At 41.7% G+C, this 23,483-nt stretch carries 24 protein-coding genes and 1 pseudogene; 2 read left to right on the top strand and 23 right to left on the bottom strand.

Annotated elements, in window-relative coordinates; translation table 11 throughout:
* Positions 1–16: 16 nt before the first annotated feature.
* From HT714_RS08055 to cdaA, 8 genes are all read right to left on the bottom strand, one after another.
* Complete coding sequence (locus HT714_RS08055) at positions 17–1,888, bottom strand: ABC-F family ATP-binding cassette domain-containing protein (protein ID WP_173226784.1); 1,872 nt, start codon at positions 1,886–1,888, stop codon at positions 17–19.
* On the bottom strand, positions 1,885–3,084 hold the full coding sequence (locus HT714_RS08050; protein WP_345789541.1) for a CCA tRNA nucleotidyltransferase: 1,200 nt from the start codon (positions 3,082–3,084) through the stop codon (positions 1,885–1,887). The genes HT714_RS08055 and HT714_RS08050 overlap by 4 nt, the downstream gene beginning before the upstream one ends.
* The gene (gene dapB, locus HT714_RS08045) at positions 3,081–3,848 is read right to left on the bottom strand and encodes a 4-hydroxy-tetrahydrodipicolinate reductase (RefSeq protein ID WP_173226786.1); all 768 of its coding nucleotides are present in this window, start codon (positions 3,846–3,848) and stop codon (positions 3,081–3,083) included. Before dapB ends, HT714_RS08050 begins: the two co-directional genes overlap by 4 nt.
* Before the next feature lie 163 nt (positions 3,849–4,011).
* The gene (locus HT714_RS08040; protein WP_173226788.1) at positions 4,012–4,860 is read right to left on the bottom strand and encodes a DegV family protein; all 849 of its coding nucleotides are present in this window, start codon (positions 4,858–4,860) and stop codon (positions 4,012–4,014) included.
* A gap of 1 nt (position 4,861) precedes the next feature.
* Positions 4,862–5,236, bottom strand: coding sequence for a DUF1149 family protein (locus HT714_RS08035; RefSeq protein ID WP_001050088.1), 375 nt, complete (start codon positions 5,234–5,236; stop codon positions 4,862–4,864).
* A gap of 73 nt (positions 5,237–5,309) precedes the next feature.
* Positions 5,310–6,662, bottom strand: coding sequence for a phosphoglucosamine mutase (gene glmM, locus HT714_RS08030; protein ID WP_173226790.1), 1,353 nt, complete (start codon positions 6,660–6,662; stop codon positions 5,310–5,312).
* A 23-nt stretch (positions 6,663–6,685) separates the two neighbouring features.
* Positions 6,686–7,465: a CdaR family protein gene (locus tag HT714_RS08025; protein WP_084358166.1), complete on the bottom strand. Its 780-nt coding sequence runs from the start codon at positions 7,463–7,465 to the stop codon at positions 6,686–6,688.
* Entirely contained in the window at positions 7,452–8,309 is an 858-nt protein-coding gene (gene cdaA, locus HT714_RS08020) for a diadenylate cyclase CdaA (RefSeq protein ID WP_050089436.1), read from the bottom strand. Before cdaA ends, HT714_RS08025 begins: the two co-directional genes overlap by 14 nt.
* Before the next feature lie 135 nt (positions 8,310–8,444).
* On the opposite strand from cdaA, the gene HT714_RS08015 reads away from it, so the two are divergent.
* The gene (locus HT714_RS08015; protein WP_173226792.1) at positions 8,445–9,413 is read left to right on the top strand and encodes an NAD(P)/FAD-dependent oxidoreductase; all 969 of its coding nucleotides are present in this window, start codon (positions 8,445–8,447) and stop codon (positions 9,411–9,413) included.
* 549 nt (positions 9,414–9,962) lie between these two features.
* Positions 9,963–10,538: a hypothetical protein gene (locus HT714_RS08010; protein ID WP_000593540.1), complete on the top strand. Its 576-nt coding sequence runs from the start codon at positions 9,963–9,965 to the stop codon at positions 10,536–10,538.
* Between the two features lie 207 nt (positions 10,539–10,745).
* Here HT714_RS08010 and whiA read toward each other — a convergent pair whose 3' ends face one another.
* The 15 genes and pseudogenes from whiA to HT714_RS07935 form a co-directional block, all read right to left on the bottom strand.
* Positions 10,746–11,657 carry a DNA-binding protein WhiA gene (gene whiA, locus HT714_RS08005; RefSeq protein ID WP_172929044.1) on the bottom strand — a complete coding sequence of 304 codons (912 nt, stop codon included), beginning with the start codon at positions 11,655–11,657 and terminating at the stop codon, positions 10,746–10,748.
* Entirely contained in the window at positions 11,654–12,631 is a 978-nt protein-coding gene (locus tag HT714_RS08000) for a YvcK family protein (protein WP_172929042.1), read from the bottom strand. The genes whiA and HT714_RS08000 overlap by 4 nt, the downstream gene beginning before the upstream one ends.
* A complete protein-coding gene (gene rapZ / locus HT714_RS07995) occupies positions 12,628–13,518 on the bottom strand; it encodes an RNase adapter RapZ (RefSeq protein WP_173226794.1) in 891 nt (296 codons plus the stop codon). The genes HT714_RS08000 and rapZ overlap by 4 nt, the downstream gene beginning before the upstream one ends.
* 51 nt (positions 13,519–13,569) lie before the next feature.
* Positions 13,570–13,950 carry a RidA family protein gene (locus HT714_RS07990; protein WP_001140420.1) on the bottom strand — a complete coding sequence of 127 codons (381 nt, stop codon included), beginning with the start codon at positions 13,948–13,950 and terminating at the stop codon, positions 13,570–13,572.
* Positions 13,951–13,959: 9 nt separating this feature from the next.
* Positions 13,960–14,547 carry a ribosome biogenesis GTP-binding protein YihA/YsxC gene (gene yihA / locus HT714_RS07985; RefSeq protein WP_000422605.1) on the bottom strand — a complete coding sequence of 196 codons (588 nt, stop codon included), beginning with the start codon at positions 14,545–14,547 and terminating at the stop codon, positions 13,960–13,962.
* 8 nt (positions 14,548–14,555) lie between these two features.
* Positions 14,556–15,788: an ATP-dependent Clp protease ATP-binding subunit ClpX gene (gene clpX / locus HT714_RS07980; RefSeq protein WP_173251763.1), complete on the bottom strand. Its 1,233-nt coding sequence runs from the start codon at positions 15,786–15,788 to the stop codon at positions 14,556–14,558.
* Between the two features lie 36 nt (positions 15,789–15,824).
* On the bottom strand, positions 15,825–15,995 hold the full coding sequence (locus HT714_RS07975; protein ID WP_000442260.1) for a hypothetical protein: 171 nt from the start codon (positions 15,993–15,995) through the stop codon (positions 15,825–15,827).
* Positions 15,995–16,501 (bottom strand): dihydrofolate reductase, encoded by a 507-nt coding sequence (locus HT714_RS07970; RefSeq protein ID WP_173226798.1) that lies wholly within the window; start codon positions 16,499–16,501, stop codon positions 15,995–15,997. Before HT714_RS07970 ends, HT714_RS07975 begins: the two co-directional genes overlap by 1 nt.
* Before the next feature lie 130 nt (positions 16,502–16,631).
* Complete coding sequence (locus HT714_RS07965; RefSeq protein ID WP_050107673.1) at positions 16,632–17,150, bottom strand: Dps family protein; 519 nt, start codon at positions 17,148–17,150, stop codon at positions 16,632–16,634.
* Between the two features lie 237 nt (positions 17,151–17,387).
* The gene (gene lytC, locus HT714_RS07960) at positions 17,388–18,878 is read right to left on the bottom strand and encodes a choline binding-anchored murein hydrolase LytC (RefSeq protein ID WP_138702053.1); all 1,491 of its coding nucleotides are present in this window, start codon (positions 18,876–18,878) and stop codon (positions 17,388–17,390) included.
* Positions 18,879–18,911: 33 nt separating this feature from the next.
* On the bottom strand, positions 18,912–19,670 hold the full coding sequence (tpiA, locus tag HT714_RS07955) for a triose-phosphate isomerase (protein WP_138702052.1): 759 nt from the start codon (positions 19,668–19,670) through the stop codon (positions 18,912–18,914).
* A 97-nt stretch (positions 19,671–19,767) separates the two neighbouring features.
* Positions 19,768–20,445, bottom strand: coding sequence for a DnaD domain-containing protein (locus HT714_RS07950; RefSeq protein ID WP_173226800.1), 678 nt, complete (start codon positions 20,443–20,445; stop codon positions 19,768–19,770).
* 8 nt (positions 20,446–20,453) lie between these two features.
* Positions 20,454–21,398 (bottom strand): homoserine O-succinyltransferase, encoded by a 945-nt coding sequence (gene metA / locus HT714_RS07945; RefSeq protein WP_049544343.1) that lies wholly within the window; start codon positions 21,396–21,398, stop codon positions 20,454–20,456.
* A gap of 182 nt (positions 21,399–21,580) precedes the next feature.
* Positions 21,581–22,093: an adenine phosphoribosyltransferase gene (locus HT714_RS07940; RefSeq protein WP_001049318.1), complete on the bottom strand. Its 513-nt coding sequence runs from the start codon at positions 22,091–22,093 to the stop codon at positions 21,581–21,583.
* Positions 22,094–22,179: 86 nt separating this feature from the next.
* Positions 22,180–22,937 (bottom strand): annotated as a pseudogene (locus tag HT714_RS07935) (class I SAM-dependent methyltransferase).
* Between the last annotated feature and the right edge of the window lie 546 nt (positions 22,938–23,483).

Here is a 23,483-nt window from a genome sequence, read left to right as displayed (position 1 = left end):
GGATTTTTCTATTCTTTTAGCTATCAAAGTCACTTAGATATTCATAGCGTTCGTATTTTTCAAGGAGTGCTTCGTTTTTCTCATCTAGTTCTTTTTGAAGAGTAGCTAGTTTGCCAAAATCAGAGCCATTGGTCTGCATCTCCTCTTCAATCGCAGCGATACGATTTTCCAAGGCTTCAATATCACCTTCAATGCTTGCCCACTCCTGCTTTTCTTGGTAGGTCATGCGTTTCTTGTCTTCACGAACCTTGACCACTTTTTCCTTTTCGGCCTTTTGCACTTGATTGGCCATCTCTGTTTCAAAGACTTTTTCATCAAGATAGTCGGTGTAATGACCAAAGAAAGGACGAATCTTGCCATCCTCAAAAGCGAGAATCTTAGTCGCTACCTTATCCAAGAAATAGCGGTCGTGACTAACAGTCAAAACTGGACCAGCAAAGCCTTGTAAGAAATTCTCCAAAACTGTAAGAGTAGCAATATCCAAATCATTGGTCGGCTCGTCCAAGAGAAGAACATTTGGTTTTTCCAAGAGCAATTTGAGGAGATAAAGACGTTTTTTCTCTCCCCCAGACAATTTCTCAATCAAGGTTCCATGTGTCGAACGTGGGAAGAGGAACTGCTCCAGCAACTCTGCAATCGAAGTCGTAGAACCACCGCTGGTCCTGACCTCTTCTGCCACTTCCTGCAGGTAATTGATCACACGCTTGCTTTCATCCAAGCCCTCAATTTGTTGAGAGAAATAGGCGATGCGAACAGTTTCCCCAATCACAACTTGTCCTGCTGTCGGCTCAAGAATGCCTGCAATCAAGTTAAGGAGAGTTGATTTCCCAACACCGTTGTCCCCAACGATTCCGATACGGTCTTTAGCCTGTACCAAGAGATTAAAATCTTGCAAAATGGGCTTGTTTTCATAGGCAAAGGAAACATCCTGAAACTCGATGACTTTCTTCCCAATCCGACTGGTTTCAAAGTTCATGGTCAAGTCTGTCTCAGCACTACTGCCTGAAACTTCCTTTTTCAAGTCATGGAAGCGATTGATACGAGCCTGCTGCTTGGTCGCACGCGCCTGCGGTTGTCTGCGCATCCAGGCCAATTCTTGCTTATAAAGTTGTTCCTTTTTGTGGAGAAGAGCCGCATCGCGCTCGTCCTGTTCTGCCTTAAGGCGAACATAGTCCTGATAATTTCCCTGATATTCGGTCAAGCCTGCTCGGTCCAACTCGAAAATCCGTGTTGACAAAGCGTCTAGGAAATAACGATCGTGGGTAATAAAAAGGACGGTCTTCTTGGAATTTTTCAAAAAGAGGGTCAGCCACTCGATGGTCGCAATGTCCAGATGGTTGGTCGGCTCATCCAAAAGCAAGAGGTCGTGATTGCCAAGTAAAACTTGCGCCAACTGGACCCGTCTTCTTAGACCACCTGACAATTCTCCAACTGGAGTGGATAAGTCTTGAATCCCCAGCTTGCTAAGAACCGTCTTGACCTGACTCTCAATTTCCCAAGCTTGAAGAGAGTCCATTTCTGCCATGACACGTTCCAAACGGGCCTGCTTGTCCTCACTATAGTTGAGCATAATCAACTCATACTCACGAATGAGCTGGATTTCCTTGAGATCGCTGGAGAGGACCGTATCCAAGACTGTCTTTCTATCATCAAAATCAGGATCTTGGGTCAAGTAACCAATCTGGTAATCATTCTTAGCCGAAAAGGGACTGACGTCACCATCAAAGCCAGAAACACCAGAAAGAACATCTAAAAGGGTGGTCTTCCCCGTTCCATTGACACCAATCAGACCAATTCTGTCTAGGTCATGGATAATAAAGGAAATATCCTTAAAAACGGTCTTGTCACCAACGGATTTACTTAGTTTTTCAACGATAAAATCACTCATTTTTTCTCCCTCAGATAAGCATGGATGGCTTGACGGTCATTTTCCAATTCTCCATCGACAATGGCATACTCAATCTCTGTTAAAATCTCTCCCAAGTCTGGTCCCGGCTGATAGCCATATTCCTTGATCAAAATACCACCGTTGATTTGGATTTCTTTCTTGTCATGAATGGTCAAACTCTGATAGGTTTCTGTGATGGCTTGTGGGTTGACTTCTTTTCCTTGGGCCTGACGAAGATTTTCAGCCTGTAAAAGTAAATCCAAGTCAAAGCGATAACAATCGCGCTTGCTCAACTCTCCCTTTTCACGCAAGGCCAAAATAGTCAGCAAATCCTGTACTTGCTTGGCAAACTGACGTGAGGTCTTCCAAGCTTTCAAAAATGGCTGCGCATTTTCAATCTCCAAAGCCGACAGTAGAGCCGACCAAGCTTGTTCAGAGGATTCAAAGGTAAAATCGGTCTCTAATTCAAATAGTCTGTTGATCTTGTCCTGGCTAGCTGCCATATCAGGGAGATAATCATAAGCTTGACTCTCAATCATGGAAGCCAAGCCCCTTCTCCAAAACGGAGACAGCAAGAGTTTATCAAACTCAACGAAGGTACGCTCTACAGAAATTTTCTCCAAAAGCGGTGTCAAGGTCTTCATAGCTTTAAATGTTTCTGACTCAAGTTCAAAGCCAAGGCTGGCCTGAAAACGGAAACCACGCATAATGCGCAGAGCATCTTCGTTGAAACGCTCACTAGCCACTCCAACTGCCCGCAAGACTTGCTTTTCCAAATCGTCTAAGCCATGGAACAAGTCTATGATTTCTCCTGTCTCATCCAAGGCAAAGGCGTTGACTGTGAAATCACGACGCTGGAGGTCTTCCTCTAACGAACGCACAAAGGAAACCGCACTTGGTCTACGATAGTCCACATAGACATCCTCTGTCCGAAAGGTGGTTACCTCATACTCCTCATCCCCATCTAAAACCAAGACAGTTCCATGATCGATTCCGATATCGGCTGTTCGCGGAAAAATCTGCTTGGTTTCTTCTGGATAAGAAGACGTCGCAATATCCACATCATGGATAGGGCGATTGAGAAGGGCATCTCGAACAGAACCCCCAACAAAATAGGCTTCAAAGCCTGCTTCTTTAATTTTTTCTAATACTGGTAAAGCCTTCTGAAATTCAGAAGGCATTTGCGTTAATCTCATAATAAGTGTTCTAATCCATAGACAAGCTCATGACGCTTGACAACTTCTTTAATTCCCAAATTGACCCCTGTCATGAAGGAGCTGCGATCATAGGAGTCATGACGGAGGGTCAATCCTTCTCCTTGATTGCCAAAGATGACTTCCTGATGAGCTACCAAGCCTGGCAAACGCACTGAGTGAATACGCATGCCATCAAAGTCAGCACCACGGGCACCTGCAATCAATTCTTCCTCATCAGGCGCGCCTTGCTGAATAGACTCTCGAACCTCTGCCATCAACTCAGCTGTTTTAATGGCTGTTCCACTCGGAGCATCCTTTTTCTTGTCATGATGGAGCTCGATAATCTCCACATGTGGGAAATATTTAGCTGCCTGCGTCGCAAATTGCATGAGCAAGACAGCACCCAAGGCAAAGTTAGGGGCGATCAAGCCACCCAAGTCTTGGGCACGAGAAATTTCTTTTAGCTCTGCAATTTCTTCACTAGTAAAGCCTGTCGTTCCAACTACTGGAGCAAAGCCATTTTCAAGAGCAAAACGTGTATTTTCGTAGGCAACAATTGGAGTAGTAAAATCTACCCAGACATCCGCTTCAAAGTCTGCTAAATCAACCTTATCCTTGAAAACAGGAATACCCTGCCATTCTGACTCAGACTCAAAAGGATCCAAAACTGCTACCAAGTCCAATTCTGGATCAGCCAAGACCATCTGACAAGCAGCTTGGCCCATCTTTCCCTTAAAACCAGCAATAATTACTCGAATACTCATCTCTACTCCTGTCTAAGATACAAAGGACGTTGGCTGCCCATGAAAAATAGGGAATGGCGCTGACTTTCCACGAAAGGCAAGACAGGCATCTTTTTTCAAGAGGCAGGTAGTCCGTGTTCAATTGCTAAAATACAAGCCATCTTAACTAGTCTAGAAGTGCCAACTAAATCACTGGAATATAACCCAAGGCAATACTTCCTGCTCCTAGGTGGGTTCCAATGACACTACCAAATGTAGCAAGTGAAACATCTGAACTCAATCCAGATTCAATCAAGTGCTGACGCAATTCCTCAGCCTTTTCAGGAGCATTCCCATGAATGACAATGACACGATATTGCCCTGAAGCTGTTTCTTCCTTGATAATCTCAATTAAGCGCTTGGTTGCTTTCTTTTCCGTACGAACTTTTTCGTAAACTTCAATCACACCTTGGTCATTGAAATAGAGGATTGGCTTAATGCTAAGCAAATTGCCCAAAATAGCAGCACCATTTGAAAGACGTCCACCTTTGACCAAGTGGTCCAAATCATCTACCATGATAAAGGCTGACGTACGACTGATTTGAATGGCTAGCTTATCCTGAATGCTGGCAAAATCATCGCCCTGGTCTCGCCAGTTAAAGACGCTTTCAACCATGATACCCAGAGGAGCACTTGTAATCAAAGTGTCTGGAAAGGCAATAGTTAAACCTTCATAGTCATCCACCATATACTGGATATTTTGGTAAAAACCTGAAATTCCAGAAGATAGGAAAAGCCCCAAGGCATGGGTATAGCCTTGTTCTTTGAGCGAAGTTAAGATTTCATCTAACTTGGCAATGCTTGGTTGACTGGTCTTAGGCAATTCAGAAGCCTGAGCCATTTTTTGGTAAAATTCCTCAGCAGTCAGATTGATACCTTCGACATACTCCTCACCATCAATATTGACAGGAATATCCAAGACAAACAAGTCTTCTCTTTGCAAGGTCTCTGCACTGAGATAGGCAGAGGAATCTGTAATAACAGCTAGTTTCATATTAGAACTCCAAATTGATTCCTGGTAAGTCTAATGCAATTTCAGTTACTTCGTAAGTCAAACGGTTAAGCATGTTCAAACTTGGACGAGCCAAAGTTTCCACTTCTTCTTGGCTCAATTCACTTGGTTCATTGACAATACGGCCATCGATATGGTTTACTTGTGAAATAGTTCCACTAATGACAAACTTATCAAATACAATCATAAATGTCAAGATAACAATCAAGGAAGTCACTTGATTTTCTTGATCATGTTGGAGCAATTGGAAGTTCACATCCACCTTAGTTTCAGGAGCTCCATTTTCATTTTCCCATTCAAAATTACGCGCATCAAAATGATACTGACTAACAAATTCTTGTTCACGTTTAAGATTCATGTCTTTCTCCCTCGGCTACAATATTATAAGCTATTGTACCATAATTTTTTATTTTCATCTAGTTTTCTAGGATTTAGTCAATCCCGATTTCAGCTCGCACTACGTCAGCGATGGTATCAACATAGTAGTCCACTTCTTCTGTTGTAGGCGCTTCTGCCATAACACGCAAGAGGGGCTCTGTTCCACTTGGGCGAACAAGGATACGTCCATTCCCCGCCATTTCAGCTTCCATCTTCTCGATGATAACCTTGATAGCTGGCACTTCCATAGCCTTTTCCTTCATGGCATTTTCCACTCGGATATTAACTAATTTTTGTGGGTAAATGGTTACTTCTCCTGCCAACTCTGACAAGCTCTTACCAGTTTCCTTCATGATTTTAGTCAATTGGACAGCGGATAATTGACCATCACCTGTTGTATTGTAATCCATCAAGATCACGTGGCCAGACTGTTCACCACCGAGGTTGTAGCCTGATTTTCTCATTTCTTCAACAACGTAGCGGTCGCCAACTGCAGTTACTACCTTGTTAATACCTTCGCGGTCCAAGGCCTTGTGGAAGCCAAGGTTGGACATAACAGTTGTCACGATTGTATTTTGAGCCAATTGTCCTTTTTCAGAAAGGTATTTCCCGATGATGTACATAATCTTATCACCATCGACGATGTCCCCATTCTCATCGACAGCAATCAAACGGTCACTGTCTCCGTCAAAGGCCAAACCAATAGCTGATCCGCTTTCTTTGACCACTTCTTGAAGGGCTTCTGGGTGAGTTGAACCAACATTAAGATTGATGTTAAGACCGTCTGGTGTTTCCCCGATAACCGTCAATTGGGCACCAAGGTCTGCAAAGATTTGACGGGCACTTGTAGAAGCTGCACCGTTTGCTGTGTCCAAGGCAACCTTCATTCCTTCAAGAGGAGTTCCAGTTGAAACAAGGTAGCCTTCATACTTACGCAAGCCTTCTGGATAATCTACCAAGGTTCCTAAGCCTTCTGCACTTGGACGTGGCAGAGTGTCTTCTGCAGCATCTAGCAAGGCTTCAATTTCTGCTTCCTTTTCATCATCTAGTTTGAAGCCATCACCGCCAAAGAACTTGATTCCGTTATCAAGGGCTGGGTTGTGGCTAGCAGAAATCATGACACCCGCACTAGCTCCCTCAGTTTTTACCAAGTAAGCTACTGCTGGTGTTGCCAGAACACCTAGTTTGTATACGTGAATACCAACTGAAAGGAGACCTGCTACTAGGGCAGATTCTAGCATTTCCCCTGAAATACGTGTGTCACGTCCTACAAAGACTTTCGGTGCTTCCGTTTCATGTTGACTGAGAACATAGCCTCCAAAACGTCCTAGTTTAAAGGCTAATTCCGGAGTAAGTTCTACGTTAGCTTCTCCACGGACTCCATCAGTCCCAAAATATTTACCCATTTTATAAAATCCTTTTCCTATTTTTAATTCGTTTTTGAACTAGTTGCTTTCGTTGACGAAGATGTCTCCGATGAACTGCTTGTTGTTGAATTTGATGTGCTTGAACTTGGTGCTACTGGTTTTGTAGTCACCTTCATTATTGTATCAAAGGGAGTGATAACTGCTGGTAAGACAACACCATTGCGGTCGATTGCCTGCAAAGGTACTGAACCACTGTAATTACCTGTAATCCGTTCACTAGTTGGCAAGACAGCGATAATCTTATCAATTCTATCCAATGTCTCTTGGTCACTCGTAATCGACACTTCTTCATCTGACAGCGTGACATTTTCAATCTGTACCCGACTATCAATTTGACTAGGGTCAATCTCTGGTACAACCTTTACCTTATTCTTCTGAGCCTTCTTACCAATCTTGACTGTAATTTTTTGCGGAGTCGCCACAGCGGTCAGCCCATTGGGTAAATCTTCAATGCTCAAAGGAACTTCAATCGTTCCAACACTGGCATCTGTTAGGTCAGCAGTAACCTTGAATTTACGTGTGCTTTCTTGCATTTCACTAGCTAGCGATAGGCGATTTGCACCAGTCAAGACCACTGATACTTCTGAAGCAAAACCGCTAATAAAATACTCATCACTATTATAGCGTATGTCAATAGGGACATTTGTTACTGTATTCGTATAGGTTTCCGTTTTTACCTGCCTAGCACTGGTACTGTTTTGAAAATTCGTCGCCGTAGCATAGACAAATAAGACACAAGCAAAAAAGAGTGAGGATATGATATATAAACTATTTTTTCTCATGTTTCCATCCTCCTAGCAATCGTTCTTTAAAACTAAGACCTGCTTCCTCTTTTGGAAGTAAGATTTCACGTAATTCTGTTTCAAATTCATCAAGTGTTAGGTTGTGCTTAAAGCTTCCATTATAGGTTATCGAAATTCCTCCCGTTTCCTCTGATACGACAAAAGTCAAGGCATCTGAGACTTCTGATAAACCAATAGCCGCCCGATGTCTGGTTCCAAATTCCTTGGAAATTCCTGTACTTTCTGTCAAGGGCAGATAGGCAGACGTCACAGCGATACGTTCTTCTCTGATAATCACCGCACCATCATGTAGGGGAGTGTTGGGAATAAAAATGTTAATGAGAAGTTCTGCAGAAATCTTAGCATCTAAGGGAATTCCTGTCGAAATATACTCCTGCAAGGTACGTACACGCTGAATAGCAACCAAGGCCCCGATTTTACGAGGACTCATGTATTCAACAGACTTAACAAAGGCACGAATCATCTGTTCCTCAGCACTAATAGGGGCATTGGAAAAGAAATCTGTCGCTCTTCCCAAACGTTCCAAACCAGTCCGAATCTCTGGAGAGAAGATAACAACCGCCGCAATAACCCCATAAGTAATAATTTGATTGATCAACCAAGAAATCGTAGTCAAGCCAATCATATTTGCAAGGATTTGAGCTAAAATAAACACCAAAACTCCACGTACCAAAATCATAATCTTGGTTCCTGCAATAGCTTTTGTAAAATGATATAAAATATAAGCAACAATCAAAATATCAATCAGATTGATAGCTATCGTCCATGGACTTGCAAACAAACTGGTCCAATATTGCAGATTGGATAATTGTTGAAAATTCATCCCTGATATCCTCCCTATCAAAACACTTTCGTCCTATTATACCATTTTCTGGCATTTTTTTCCCTATCCTAGTCCATTTTACATTGAGCAAAAATATGATACAATAAACTGACTAGAAAAAACAAAGGAGAAACCATGTCTCAACTCTATGATATTACCATTGTAGGTGGTGGTCCTGTCGGGCTTTTTGCAGCCTTTTATGCCCACCTACGCCAAGCCAAGGTTCAAATCATCGACTCTCTTCCCCAACTGGGTGGACAACCTGCTATTCTCTACCCTGAAAAGGAAATCCTAGACGTCCCAGGCTTCCCAAATCTGACTGGAGAAGAGTTGACTAACCGCTTGATTGAACAGCTAAACAGCTTCGATACCCCTATTCATCTTAATGAAACGGTTCTTGAGATTGAAAAACAAGAAGAAGGATTTACCATCACGACTTCTAAAGGAAGTCACCTGACTAAAACAGTTATCATCGCTATGGGTGGCGGTGCCTTCAAACCACGTCCTTTGGAACTAGAAGGCGTTGAGGGCTATGAAAATATCCATTACCACGTTTCCAACATCCAGCAATACGCTGGTAAGAAAGTGACGATTCTTGGTGGGGGAGACTCAGCAGTGGATTGGGCTTTGGCTTTTGAAAAAATTGCACCAACCACCCTTGTTCACCGCAGAGATAATTTCCGTGCCTTGGAACACAGTGTTCAAGCCCTGCAAGAATCATCTGTATCCATCAAGACACCATTCGTTCCTAGCCAACTCCTTGGAGATGGAAAAGCACTCGATAAACTTGAAATCACAAAAGTCAAATCTGATGAAACCGAAACGATTGACCTAGACCACCTCTTTGTCAACTATGGTTTCAAATCTTCGGTCGGTAATCTTAAAAACTGGGGGCTCGACCTCAACCGCCACAAGATTATCGTCAACAGCAAACAAGAATCTAGCCAAGCAGGTATCTATGCTATCGGTGACTGCTGCTACTATGACGGAAAAATTGACTTGATTGCGACAGGTCTCGGAGAAGCTCCAACTGCTGTCAATAATGCTATCAACTACATCGACCCTGAGCAAAAAGTACAACCAAAACACTCTACTAGTTTATAAAAAAGAACCACGAGTCACATAGGATTCGTGGTTTTAAAATGAACTACACCTCAAAAGTTAGACAGAAATACATCTAACTTCTGATATGCAGCCCACCTTCTCTTTGCTCTTGTTTGAATAAGAAATTTTTTGAAGAATCATTAGATTATACAAAGTATTCATATCAGCCTTTTAAAGCTATATAAAAACTCTCCAACTATTCTATTATACCATATAAAAAAATAAATAAATAGACTTGTTTTTTTCTTTTTTTGACGTATACTAATAATAGAAAGCGCTTTAAATAAAATAAAAGGAGGTTTTATGAGGAAAGTAAATAAGGACATTTTATTCTTAACTGGAATCATAGTTTTATGTTTTGGTTTTTTATTATTTCACATCAACCCCTATTATGCCGAACCCTATGCGACACTGAAAGAAAGAATAAATTTATTCTTTTGGCAACTATATTGGAGACCTGTAGGAACTCTCAGTATTATTTCGGGTTGCATTATAACTTTCAAAGGATTGAAAAAATAATCTTTTACTCATGAAGAAAGGAAATTTGTTATGATTAAACTGAAACTATTGTTTTTCTCTCTACTATCAAGTCTATTATTCTTAGTCACAACATCTACGGTTTTTGCTGATGTCTATCCTGGTACAAATTATGAAATTGTATCTAATCGTATTGTAAAAGATATCAACACAGGAGAGTTATTGTCATTTTATACGACTGAACTTAGAGACGCCTATTTAGAGTCTAAATCTACGTATCAGACTCGTTCTAATGCAACTGGTGTTGCAGACTATAGAACTAAATACTCTCACTCTTACAAGAAAAGCACCACATCAGGTCCTGTAAGTTCAACTGCCTATGGTGGAAAAGCTGGAGCTACTCTGACTGTAGGTGCAGGTGTTAGCTTTTCTGCTCCGGAGTCTGGAGCTGGACTTAGTTTAAATCACTCAGTCTCCCATAACGTACCACCCTACACTTATGGTTATATTAGACTAAAAGCATCTTACACAGTAAACGTTCGTAAACTAGAAGTTAGATACTTAGGCACCAACAAATGGGTTCCAGCTGGTGAAACCTCTACTATATCGAATGTTAGCGTTTGGAGCGAACTGGTCACTTGGAAATAACTCATTAGAGACTGGGTAAAAACTCAATTTCAGGAGAAAATGAAATAAATTTTCTCACAATAAAACGCATAGTATTACGGTTCAAGTCAACACCGGATATTATGCGTTTTTGATTTTAAAGAGCCAAATTTCTTAACTTAATGACATTGCTTTTTGCCCAACCTCTTTTTATTTCAAAAAAGAACCTCGCAAAACAAGAGCCTGGTTTTATAGTTCATCAGCTAATTTATTTATTTTTCTGAGTCTGTGGTTGACACCACTTTTGGTCAGAGGGGTGCTGAGGCTATCTGCCAACTGTTGGATAGAGTAGTCTGGGTGCTGAATCCGCAACTGCGCTACTTCCTGCAAATCCACTGGCAGATTTTCTAAGCCTATAATATCTTTGATTTTGCTGATATTGTTGATAGTCTTCATGCTGGCAGAAACTGTCCGAGCAATATTAGCTGTCTCGGCATTATTGGCTCGATTAAGATCGTTACGAGTTTCCCGCAAAATCTTAACCCGCTCAAAATCATCACGCGCCTTCATGGCTCCGATTACTATAAGAAAGTCCATAATATCTTCGGCACGCTGGAGATAGGTCACAGCTCCCTTCTTGCGTTCAAGCACCTTGGCATCCAGTAAAAACTGCTGGAGAAGGGAGGCAATCCCTTGCGCGTGGTCCAGATAAACAGAACTGATTTCCAACTGATACTTGCCTGACTCAGGGTCACGAATGCTTCCATTTGCCAAGAAAGCACCACAGAGATAGGCACGACCTGCTTCCTCATCCGATAAAATCGCCTCATCAATACCTGTTTCCAGACCAAAGAAGGAGTCTGCCAAGTGCAAATCACTTAACAAATCCTGCACCTTTTCATCTGTAAAAACGGTATAGACCCGATTCTTGCGGAGATTGCTTCTTTGGTGGTGACGTATTTCCGATTTGATTTCATAGAAATGGAGAAAGGACTCATAGAGGTGACGAGCCAGTTTGGCATTTTCTGTCACGACGGACAAGGTCAGGCCCGAGGTCGAGAGACCGATGCTACCAGACATCTTGATAATGGCAGATAATTCATGCCGGCTTAGATGGTGCTGACCTAGGATTTCTTCTTTTACTGCTACTGTGAAACTCATTTTCTCACCTGTATAATCCGCATCAACTCATCCACTATCAAATTCCCATCGTGGAAGGCACCACCATTTTCCAGACGGAGGAAGTTGGATGAAATCACGCGCGGAACTTGCTTACAAAGACTTGCAAAATCATGTTCCACCTGCACCAAGTATTCATCAAACCGGTTGGAATTCATGTATTCCTGAGGCACTTTTTCGATATTTACCAAGACAGTATCGATAAAAGGGCGACCAAGATGACGATGCAAGACCTCCACATGATCACTATCTGTAAAGTGTTCTGTCTCCCCACGTTGGGTCATGATATTGCAGACATAGGCGATTTCTGCCTTAGTTTCCAAAAGCGCCTGCCCAATTTCCTTAATGACAATATTGGGCAAAATAGAGGTAAAGAGAGAGCCAGGCCCTAGGACAATCATGTCACTTTCAAGAATGGTCTGCACTACTCGACGACTGGCCAGAGGCGTATCATCGTTGAGGGTATTGGTCACATAGACATGGTCAATCATGCCTGGATGGTCTGCAATATGACTCTCTCCAGCCACTTCTGTCCCATCCTGAAAGACTGCATGCAGGGTCAAAGGATGGTCACTGGAAGGATAAATTTTCCCTGTTGTATGGAAAAATTTGCTCAATAACTGCATGGCATTATAGGTCGAACCCTGCATTTCTGACAGGCCAGCGATAATGAGATTTCCCAATGGGTGGCCAGCAAAGGCTCCCGCATCCTCAGAAAAGCGGTACTGAAAGACCTTCTCATAAAACTTAGGCATATCCGACATGGCCACAAGGACATTACGAAGATCACCTGGCGGTGTCAATTGCTGCATATTTTTTCGGAGTTCACCTGATGAACCACCGTCATCCGCTACCGTTACGATAGCAGCGATTTCCACATCTTTTTCACGCAGACTTTTAAGAATGACGGGGATCCCAGTCCCTCCACCAATCACCGTTATCTTTGGTTTTCTCATGAACGGTTTACCGTTTCCTTTCTTCGGTCTTTGTCACGATGCCCTTCATTGACAGGCCAATTCTTGGATAAGTCCTGCGCCAAGTGTTTGGCAAAGGCCACACTACGGTGTTGTCCCCCTGTACAACCCATGGCAATGGTCAAAACGGACTTACCTTCCTTTTGGTAACTTGGCAAAATCGGCTCAATCAAGGCCAACAAATGTTGATAGAAGTCTTCTGACTCAGGATGATTCATGACATAGTCATAAACTGGTTCATCTACACCCGTTTGGTTTCTCAGTTCTGGAAGATAATATGGATTTGGCAAAAAGCGCACATCAAAGACTAAATCTGCATCAATCGGGATTCCATATTTAAAGCCAAAAGACATGACTTCGATACGGAAAGACTGGGCTTGTTCTTGATCTGAAAACTGCTCTGCAAGGGTTTTACGCAGTTCACGAGGAGTAAGTTCAGTTGTATCCACCACATTTTGGCTCATATTTTTCAAAGGTGCCAAGAGTTCACGTTCCAGCTTAATTCCATCTAAAATACGACCGTCTGCTGCTAATGGATGACTTCGTCTGGTTTCCTTGTAGCGCGCGACCAATTCCTTATCTGCTGCGTCCAAGAAGAGGATTTTAAAGTCCAGTTCTTCCTTGTTTTCCAACTCATCCAAAACAGTTTGAATTTCTGAAAAGAAAGAACGGCTGCGCATATCCACCACCAAGGCCAACTTATGGTCGTCTTCCTTTGTTTCCACCAACTGCAAAAACTTAGGCAAGAGAGCTGGTGGCATATTATCAATGGTAAAATAACCTAGATCCTCGAAGGACTGAATGGCTACAGTTTTTCCCGCACCACTCATCCCTGTCACAATCACCAAGTGAAGTTGTTTCTTTGTCATCTTTTTCTCCTTATATCAAAAGAAGTTTGGCAACACCAAACTTCAACTAGTTTATCCAATCTCTGCGATGACTTCAATTTCGACTTTTACATCACGAGGAAGACGAGCTACCTCTACTGCTGAACGAGCTGGAAATTCCTCTTTAAAGGCCGTTTGGTAAACCTCGTTAAAAGGAACAAAGTCGTTCATATCGCTCAAGAAACAAGTTGTTTTGACAACATGGTCAAAGTCAGTTCCTGCCTCTGCCAAAATAGCACCAATGTTTTTCAAGACTTGTTCTGTCTGTTCTTGGATAGTCTCTCCTACGATTTCCCCAGTTTCAGGAGATAGGGGAACTTGACCGCTAGCAAACAGAAGATTGCCAACGATTTTTCCTTGAACATATGGTCCGATAGCCTTTGGAGCTTTGTCTGTATGAATTGTTTTTGCCATTTCTTTACCTCATAATTTTTCTAAAATTGCATCCCAAGCCTCATCCATCCCTGCCTTGCTGACAGATGAAAAGAGGATAAAGTCGTCACTTGGGTCAAAGTTTAATTTCTTTTTGATTGCTGATTCGTGCTTGTTCCATTTACCACGTGGAATCTTGTCTGCCTTGGTCGCCACAATGATGACTGGAATCTCATAATACTTAAGAAATTCGTACATCTGTACATCATCTGCTGATGGGTCATGACGGAGGTCAACTAGACTAACAACTGCACGAAGATTTTCCCGAGTCGTTAGGTACTCCTCAATCATGCGCCCCCACTTTTCACGTTCCTTTTTAGAAACACGGGCATAGCCATAACCAGGCACATCCACAAAGCGCATCTTGTCGTCAATGTTAAAAAAGTTGAGAAGCTGGGTTTTCCCAGGTTTCCCTGACGTACGAGCCAGATTCTTACGATTCAGCATAGTATTGATAAAGCTAGACTTGCCAACATTTGAACGCCCTGCTAGGGCAATCTCTGGTAGTTCATCCTGCGGATAGTGGGACTTGTTAGCCGCACTGAGCAAGATTTCAGCATTATGTGTATTAAGTTCCATAGTCACCTCTAGGCTGTTTCTAGGATTGGTTTATCCGTTCCATCGACAGCTTCTTTTGTGATGCGGACCAATTTCACATTTTCCTGACTCGGTACTTCAAACATGACATCTAGCATGGTTTCTTCAATAATCGAGCGAAGACCACGCGCCCCTGTCTTGCGTTCGATAGCCTTATTGGCAATTTCCTGAAGGGCTTCATCGTCAAATTCCAACTCGACATCATCATAAGAAAGCAAGGTTTGGTACTGTTTGACCAAGGCATTTCTTGGCTCTTTCAAGATACGAACCAAATCATCTACTGTCAACTGTTCAAGAGCAGCAAAGACTGGCAAGCGTCCAATCAACTCAGGGATAATACCAAATTTTTGAATATCTTCTGCGATGATTTCTTGCATGTATGAGCTGTTTTCATCAATCGCCTTGTTATTTTGACCAAATCCGATGACTTTTTCTCCAAGACGTTGTTTGACGATTTCTTCAATGCCATCAAAGGCACCACCCACGATGAAGAGGATATTTTTGGTATCCACTTGAATCATCTCTTGTTGTGGATGTTTGCGTCCACCTTGAGGCGGAACGCTAGCAACAGTTCCCTCAATAATCTTGAGAAGGGCTTGTTGCACCCCTTCACCAGAAACATCACGTGTGATAGACACGTTCTCACTCTTCTTGGCAATCTTGTCAATTTCATCCACGTAGATAATCCCACGCTCTGCACGTTCAATATTAAAGTCAGCAGCCTGCAGGAGTTTGAGGAGGATATTTTCCACGTCCTCACCCACATAACCAGCCTCCGTCAGAGCTGTCGCATCTGCAATCGCAAAAGGTACATTCAAACTCTTAGCCAAGGTCTGAGCAAGGAAAGTTTTCCCCGAACCAGTTGGGCCAATCATCAAGATATTTGACTTCTGCAAATCCACATCTTCCGACTCTTCACGCGTATCGTGGAAATTGATACGTTTGTAGTGGTTGTAAACTGCCACTGCCAAGGCACGTTTGGCACGATCTTGACCAATTACATAGTGGTTCAAGATATGGAGGAGTTCGATTTGTTTTGGAACTTCAGACAAGTCTGCCAAGACTTCTTCCGCCAACTCCTCACGAATGATTTCCTGGGCTAACTCCACACATTCATTACAGATAAAGGCGTTGTTACCTGCGATTATTTTTTGTACTTCTTCTTGGCTTTTGCCACAAAATGAGCAATAAACCATCATATCATTATTCCTATTTGTAGGCATGATTTCCTTCCGTTCTATTCTATACTGTCATTCTATCTAAAATAAGGTCATGTAAAAAGCATGGATACTATTGACCAAATTGGTAAAGGCATTTAACCAGAGCAGGACAGAAAGTCCATAGCGCTTTTTACGAAAAGCCTGTGCTCCAGCAAGCAAGCAGACCAAACACAGCATGGCTGTAAAAAAACCAAATATACTACGTTCCATTAGACTTCCTTTCTCTTGCGGTATTGGATGGTAAAATCATAAGGATTCTTCTCATCTTTGGTATAGGATTTGCTTGAAACTGTCTCAAAAAGAGACAAGTCAAACTCCTCAGGGAAATAGGTATCTCCCTCCACCCGAGCATGAATTTGAGTCACAATCACTTCGTCAAGGTAGGGCTCAAAAGCCTGATAAATCTGCTTCCCACCGATAATATAGAGATTCTTTTCTTGAGCCTGATACCAGTCGAGAACAGACTGGATATCATAAAAAGTAGTAACCCCATCTATCTTTTCTTCCGAGTTACGTGTCAAAATCAAGGTCTCCCGTTTTGGAAGCAAGCGACGCCCCATCCCATCAAAGGTCACGCGCCCCATCAAGATAGCATGATTCAGAGTTGTTTCTTTGAAGTGTTGCAGTTCTGCTGGTAAATACCAAGGCAGACGATTGTCCTTACCAATCACACCCTCTTCATCCTGGGCCCAAATAGCTACAATTTTCTTAGTCATGCTTCCATCCTTTTCACTGATAGTACTATTTTATCAAAAAACTCAAAAAAAGACTGGTTTGGAATAGCTTGCAGAATAGAAAAAAATCCGTAAGAAATTTCCTACAGATTTATCTATGTTTCCTTGTTTCTTACAAACCAGGTGCTTGTCCAAGTTCTGCGGCAAGCATCCAAACTGTTTTCTCAAGTTCAGCCTTAGCACCAACAAAAATATCGTTTGTAACATCATCGCCTTCTTCGTCAGTCACATCCAACGCTTTTTGGAAAAGAGTGATGAGGTAGCGATAAATATCTAGAACACGTTCCAAGCTTTCTTCAACATTACGGTATTCACCAGCTTCTTCTTCGATTTCACTGTTTTGAAGGAACTCTGTCAAAGTAGAGAATGGGCTTCCACCAAGTGTGATCAAGCGTTCGCTGATTTCATCTAAATGACCATCAAGAGCATCCATGTACTCATCCATTTTTGGATGCCATACCATAAAACCGCGTCCACGCATGTACCAGTGCACTTGATGAAGAGCAATATGCGCTACATACAAATCTGCAACAGCTTGATTCAAAACTTCCTTTGTTTTTGCCAATGCTACTGGCGCTGCTTTTGTTAATGTTGCGACATCTTTTGCTGCTTCTTTTTTCAATTCTACCATTTTATTTTACCTCGTTCATTATTTTTTGTAACCACTTCTTAATGATTACTACCTTAGTATACTACTAAGGAAAGACAATAGCAAGCCAAATGACCCACATGAGAAAAGTTGCAATAGACTGATAATTTAAGAATTCTTTAGAATAAAACACAGTCCCCTTACACATCTCTTAACTGCGACAAAATAAAGAAAAAGAGGATGCAATTTTCTTGCACACTCCTTTTTCAAACTTATATCTTAATACCAAACGCTGACGTCCACACGACCACGAATTCCTTTCATGTATTCAGAAGAGGTATACTGCCAACCTTTTTCTCCTGAATAATGAGGATTTTCCCATTCTAAAGCATTGGTATAGGCCGCTACCCAGTTTACATGTTTTAAAATATCTGGGTGTTTTAAACGCGTCTGTAATAAACTACGATAGCTATAGACATACACATTTTGATAGCCCGCCTGCTTCATCGTCTCCATGTACTTGTTGATAATCTTAACCCAAGTACCTGTATCACTCGGAGCACGCTTACTTTTATTCACATACTCCCAGTTCTCAACATCATAGTAGATAGGGTAAGACAAGTTCATATTGTATTTCTTCAGAAGTTCAATGGTCTGTTCAGCGTCATTCTCAGCATCGGTCTCATTTTCAGCATAGGTATAGAGATAGACACCATAAGGAATTCCCAGACGGTTTAACTCCTTAATGTTATGCGCCAATTCCTTGTCTTCTTTACCGCTATAACCTAGACGAACAATGACACCATCCACCTCGTTCTCATCAATAACCTTTTTCCAATCATTGATACGACCATTGTGCTCACTAATATCAATAACTTTCTTAGCATGTTCGGTTCCCACTTGCTCTTCTCTATTATTAAAGAAATAGCGTTTACCATCTCTGTGAACCCAGCCGACATTCAAATCTTTCTTTTCTTTGAGCTCACCAGAAGCCGCAAAGATATAGCGAGCACCATCCATAATCACTTCATCAGTCGCCATGGCACCACTTCCAGTCAAATAGTAGTTGCCTTGCCACTCATTCCGCGCCATATAGCCCCACTTCTTGAAATAGTACCATTTGCCGCCCACTTTTTGCCACTCTTGGTTGGCATAAGTTCCATCGGATTTTAGATAAAAATAAGCAGAATAAGCCGGATCATAAAGCCATTCATTTTGCATCATGGCACCTTGACCATTCAAGAAATAACTTCCTTGCCATTGGCTTTTAGCCATGTAACCCCACTTCTTGAAGTAATACCACTTATTTCCAATCAATTGCCATTCTTGATGAGCATAAGCCCCATCTGACTTAAGATAAAACCAACTCTTGTAATTACTGTCATAGATCCACTCGTTTTGGGCCATATAGCCACCTGATTTCAGGTAGTAATTTCCATGCCATTCATTCTGCGTGTAACGACCATCTGAATTAATATAAAACCAAGCCTTGTAGTAGTTGTCAAAAATCCATTCACTTTGAGCTTTAGAACCATCAGCCTTTACATAATAATCCCCATCCCAGTGGGCAGAGACACTGTTTCTCTGTTCATTGCTACTAGTTGATGAAGTCCCTGTTGATAGACTAGATTTTTCTGAAACTGTGCTTCCACTTGTTTCATCTGCCGCAATTCCTGAAACTCTTGCGCCAAGTAAGCAGAGACTTGCTAGCCCTATACATACAATTTTTGTTTTCAATCTTTCCTCTCCTATAAAAAATGGAACAGGCACCTGAATGCTGTTCCACCTAGCTTTTGCTACTGATTATTTTACAAAGTCAAGCAAAGCCAAGAAGCTTTCAGCTTCAAGTGACGCACCACCTACAAGGGCACCGTCAACGTCTGGACAAGCCATGTATGAAGTAACGTTCTCAGGTTTAACAGAACCACCGTATTGAACACGAACTTTGTCCGCAACTTCTTGACCGAAGTCAGCAGCTACAACGTCACGAACAACTTTACACATTTTTTGTGCATCGTCTTGTGAAGCTGATTTACCAGTACCGATAGCCCAGATTGGCTCATAAGCGATAACTGATGCAGCAACTTGTTCAGCAGTCAATCCAGCCAATGCAGCAGATACTTGAGCACCTACGAATTCAGCAGCTTTACCAGCTTCGTAAGTTTCAAGTGACTCACCACAACAGATGATTGGAAGCATACCGTTTGCAAAGATTGCTTTTGCTTTTTTGTTGATATCTTCGTCAGTTTCATGGAAGTAGTCACGGCGTTCTGAGTGACCGATAACAACGTAGTCAGTACCGATTTCTTTCAAAACTTGTGGGCTAGTTTCACCAGTGAAGGCACCTGCATTTTCAAAGTAGCAGTTTTGAGCAGCAACTTTAAGGTTTGAACCTTTTGCAGCAGCAAGAACAGTTGTCAAATCAACTGCAGGAGCTGCGATACCTGCTTCAACAAGATCTGATGAAGGAAGTTTTGATGCAACAGCTTCAACGAATGCTTTAGCTTCTTCTGGATTTTTGTTCATTTTCCAGTTACCAGCGATAAATGGTTTACGTGACATTTCACATACCTCTTTTTTCAATTTATTTTCTACTTATTTTATCACAATTAGACACAGCTTGCAAATCTTACTCGGATTTCAAGCCTGCTTCCAACGATTAATCCTTCCAGAGATCCATGGCATTTCTAAAATCCACAGATACCTGTGTCAACTGAGGATTGCTGGCTTCTCTTTCTGCCCGCTTAGCCTCAATTTGAGCCACACTTTTGATACCTTCATGGCGCCAGTTTCTCAAAATCGCCTGAATGTACTTCCAGTTTGCTTTTCCATTTAAAACAGCTTCACGAAGAGCCTCCTTAATCAAGTCAGCACTGGTTCCATCTTCCTTTAGTGTCTTGGTCAAATCTTCAATCTCAAAAGGTGTCAACAAGCGTCCCAATTCCTGCTGGAAGGTTTCCACCAAATCCTTGAGCTGATTCTGAGGTGTCAACTGGTCTGAACTTGAATCAGCGACTCCAAGCAAGTCGTCCAAGCGTTCCAAAGCCAAACTAGCATCAAAAAGCAATTCGATTTCACCATTTAATTCGATAGTACGATACTGGAGAAGTCCCCTCTCCGTCAGATTAGAGATAGACTGGTTGACATCCGAAATTTCCTTGCCAATCCTTTCAGCAATCTGGCTTGGCGACATTTCTTCCAAGCCTGTCGTATTTTGCAAATAGAAAAATTGCCAGACCAGAAAATCGTCGCTAGAAGGAAAGAGTTCCTTAAAATGCAAGAGCAGGGCACTCGGTAAAACCAAGTTCCCTGATTTAAAAGCGTCTAAATATGTCATAATTCCTCTTATAAATACCCAAATGCGGATGCATCATCTTCTATCTTTCTCCAGTCAAAAGGCGTCTCCTGATAGACCGCATAATTCACCCAGTTACTGAAAAAGAGGGCTGCTGATGAAGACCAACAAAGACAAGGTGTCTGGTTGACATCATCATCCTTAAAGTAATTTTCTGGAATATGAGGATCCAAACCTGCATCACGATCTCGGAAATACTCTTTTGCCAAGGTATCACGATCATACTCCAAATGCCCAAAACTATAAATTTCTCGTAAGTCACGACTGGCCAAAATAGAAACCCCAACCTGCGGCCCTTCTGATAAAATCTCGAGATTTGTCTTATTTAAGACTTCTTCCTTAGAGATCTCCGTGTGCCGTGAATGAGGAGATACATAGCTATCGTCAAAACCTCTAAAGAGAAGGTGACCCTCTTTTAGGGTGTCCTGAGGATAAATACCTGATAGCTTACTGTCCATCTGGTATTTTTCCACTCCATAACGCAGATAAAGACCAGCCTGAGCACCCCAACAGATATGAAGGGTCGAATAGACATGGGTCTTAGACCACTCAAGCACCTGGCTAAATTCTTCCCAATAATCCACTTCCTCAAATGGTAAATGCTCAACTGGAGCACCCGTGATAATCATCCCATCAAAATACTCATCCTTGACTTCAGGAAAAGTTTTATAAAAGGTCTCCATGTGCTCTGAACGAGTTGTTTTAGAACGATGGCTCTCCATATAGAGAAAATCAATATCCAGTTGTAGAGGTGTATTGGCCAAATGGCGTAACAACTGGGTTTCTGTGACCATTTTCTGTGGCATGAGATTTAAAATTAAAATCTTCAACGGGCGAATATCTTGGTGGGCAGCACGTTGATCATCCATGACAAAGATATTCTCTGTCCGTAAAATCTCAACAGCTGGTAATTTTTTATCAATTCGAATCGGCATAACCCTCTCCTAACTGTATTCTTTCAGGAATCATTGCATATGTTTGAAGCCAAATCTCAAACATCTAGTCCTTTTATTATACTGCAAGAAGATATAGTTTTCAATTATACTTTTTCTCTAACTAGCTATAGTCTATTTTTATATCCTAATGTAGAGAAAACAGCCCTAGGGACTGTTTTTCATTAATAATGCATCAAAACTTTGTAATCATAGTCACCGATTTTTTCACGGCCGTTCAATTCATCCAATTCAACAAGGAAGGCACAGCCTGCTACAACACCACCAAGTTTTTCAATCATCTCGATGGTTGCCTTAACAGTTCCACCTGTTGCTAAGAGGTCATCTACGATAAGAACACGTTGACCTGGCTTAATGGCGTCCGCATGCATAGTCAAGGTATCAACACCGTACTCTTTTTCATAGTCAGCAGAAATGACTTCGCGTGGCAATTTACCTGGCTTACGAACAGGCGCGAAACCAATTCCCAACTCAAAGGCAACTGGACAGCCCACGATAAAACCACGAGCCTCAGGTCCCACGATCATGTCAATTTTCTTGTCAGTAGCATACTGAACGATTTCACGAACAGCGTAGCTATAAGCATTTCCATCAGCCATCAAAGGACTGATATCACGGAAGGTAATCCCTTCCTTTGGATAATTTTCAATTGTTGCAATGTAATCTTTTAAATTCATCTTTTTCTTTCTTTCAAAGTTTTTTACTCTCTATTATAGCATATTTTTTAAGAAAGAAAAAAGGAAAAGTTAACTTCAATGATTATCTAACGATTTGACGATTTATGACTAGCCATAGCAATAAAGCCCAAGTTCTTTTTATTCTTATTAAACATTTTATACATCGTTAAAAACTGCTTTCTATTCTCCTTTTTACAAGCATTTACACAAATTTTCAAAGTTCCTAGCCAACCTTCGTCATAAACCATACCTGATAATTTCATTAATGTCATTTCACCAGTCAATACTTTCACATCACGATAACCTGATTCTATCATCACCTCTTCCCAACCATCTTGAGTTAAAGGACCTACATTACATGAATTGCTTGTGACAGTTCCTGTCTGACAGACTCTTTAGCTTCCTTAAGAAGCACATCATGTGTCAAGAGAAGACCTTCAGGTTTTAAAACCCTTAGATATTCCATTACACATTTTTTCTTAGCTTGATCGGCTTGCATAGTCAGCATAGCTTCATTTATAACAATATCAAAACTAGCATCTTCATAAGGAAGTTTCATTGCATTAGCTCTTTCAAAACTGATTAAGTGAGCAACACCTGCTGTTTCAGCAGATTTTTTAGCCACTTCTAAAGCTTGAGCATCCATATCAACAGCAGTTATCTTACAACCAAAACGCTGTGCCAACTCAATTGCTGTAGTTCCCCTATTACACGCAACCTCTAGTATTCTCTTTTCTTTTGAAAATCCTCCTTCCGCAATTAACCAATCTGTGGCACATTTTCCACCTGGGCGTAAGCGTTTTTTTCCCAGTTTTGCTAAAAACTTATGACCTGCTTCTGACATCTGAACACCTCTGTATTTTTCTTCATTATAACATAAAATGATATTATCTGACAATTCTAATCTATTATTTGATAAACTAGAATCAAAAGCATACAAATCACCATGACTATAGCATAAATTTATTATTACTTCTCTAGTTCGAATTCAACTCCTCCCATCATTTACACATTCAGGTTACGACTATTTTTGTACTTTGGAATCGCTCTCATCTTCATCCACTCTACGAACCTCCACCTTTCTGTTCGTAGAGCCACGATTTCGCTATCCCTTCCTCTGCTGATTCTTATTTCCAGCGTCAGACTGAGAATCGCTAACAGGTTCACCGGTAGCAGGTGCCCACGGAGGACTTACACCTCAGATGCACGACATGCCCGTCGTACCGCAAAAAGCTGATGAATCATCGATTCATCAGCTTTAAGGATAATCTGTTCATTCCAAACAAATCATATCAATTAAAAAGATTAGTCTTCTTTCTTCTTGCGAGTCACAAGTCCAAATCCACTCAATACTCCAAGAAGTCCAAGCACTGCGAGGCTAGCGTTAGCT

Origin of the sequence: Streptococcus sp. 3705 (assembly GCF_013277145.1) — a bacterium.
Taxonomy (GTDB): Bacteria; Bacillota; Bacilli; order Lactobacillales; family Streptococcaceae; genus Streptococcus.
Note: the sequence above shows the minus strand (reverse complement) of the source record. Positions and strands in the feature narration are given on the sequence as shown.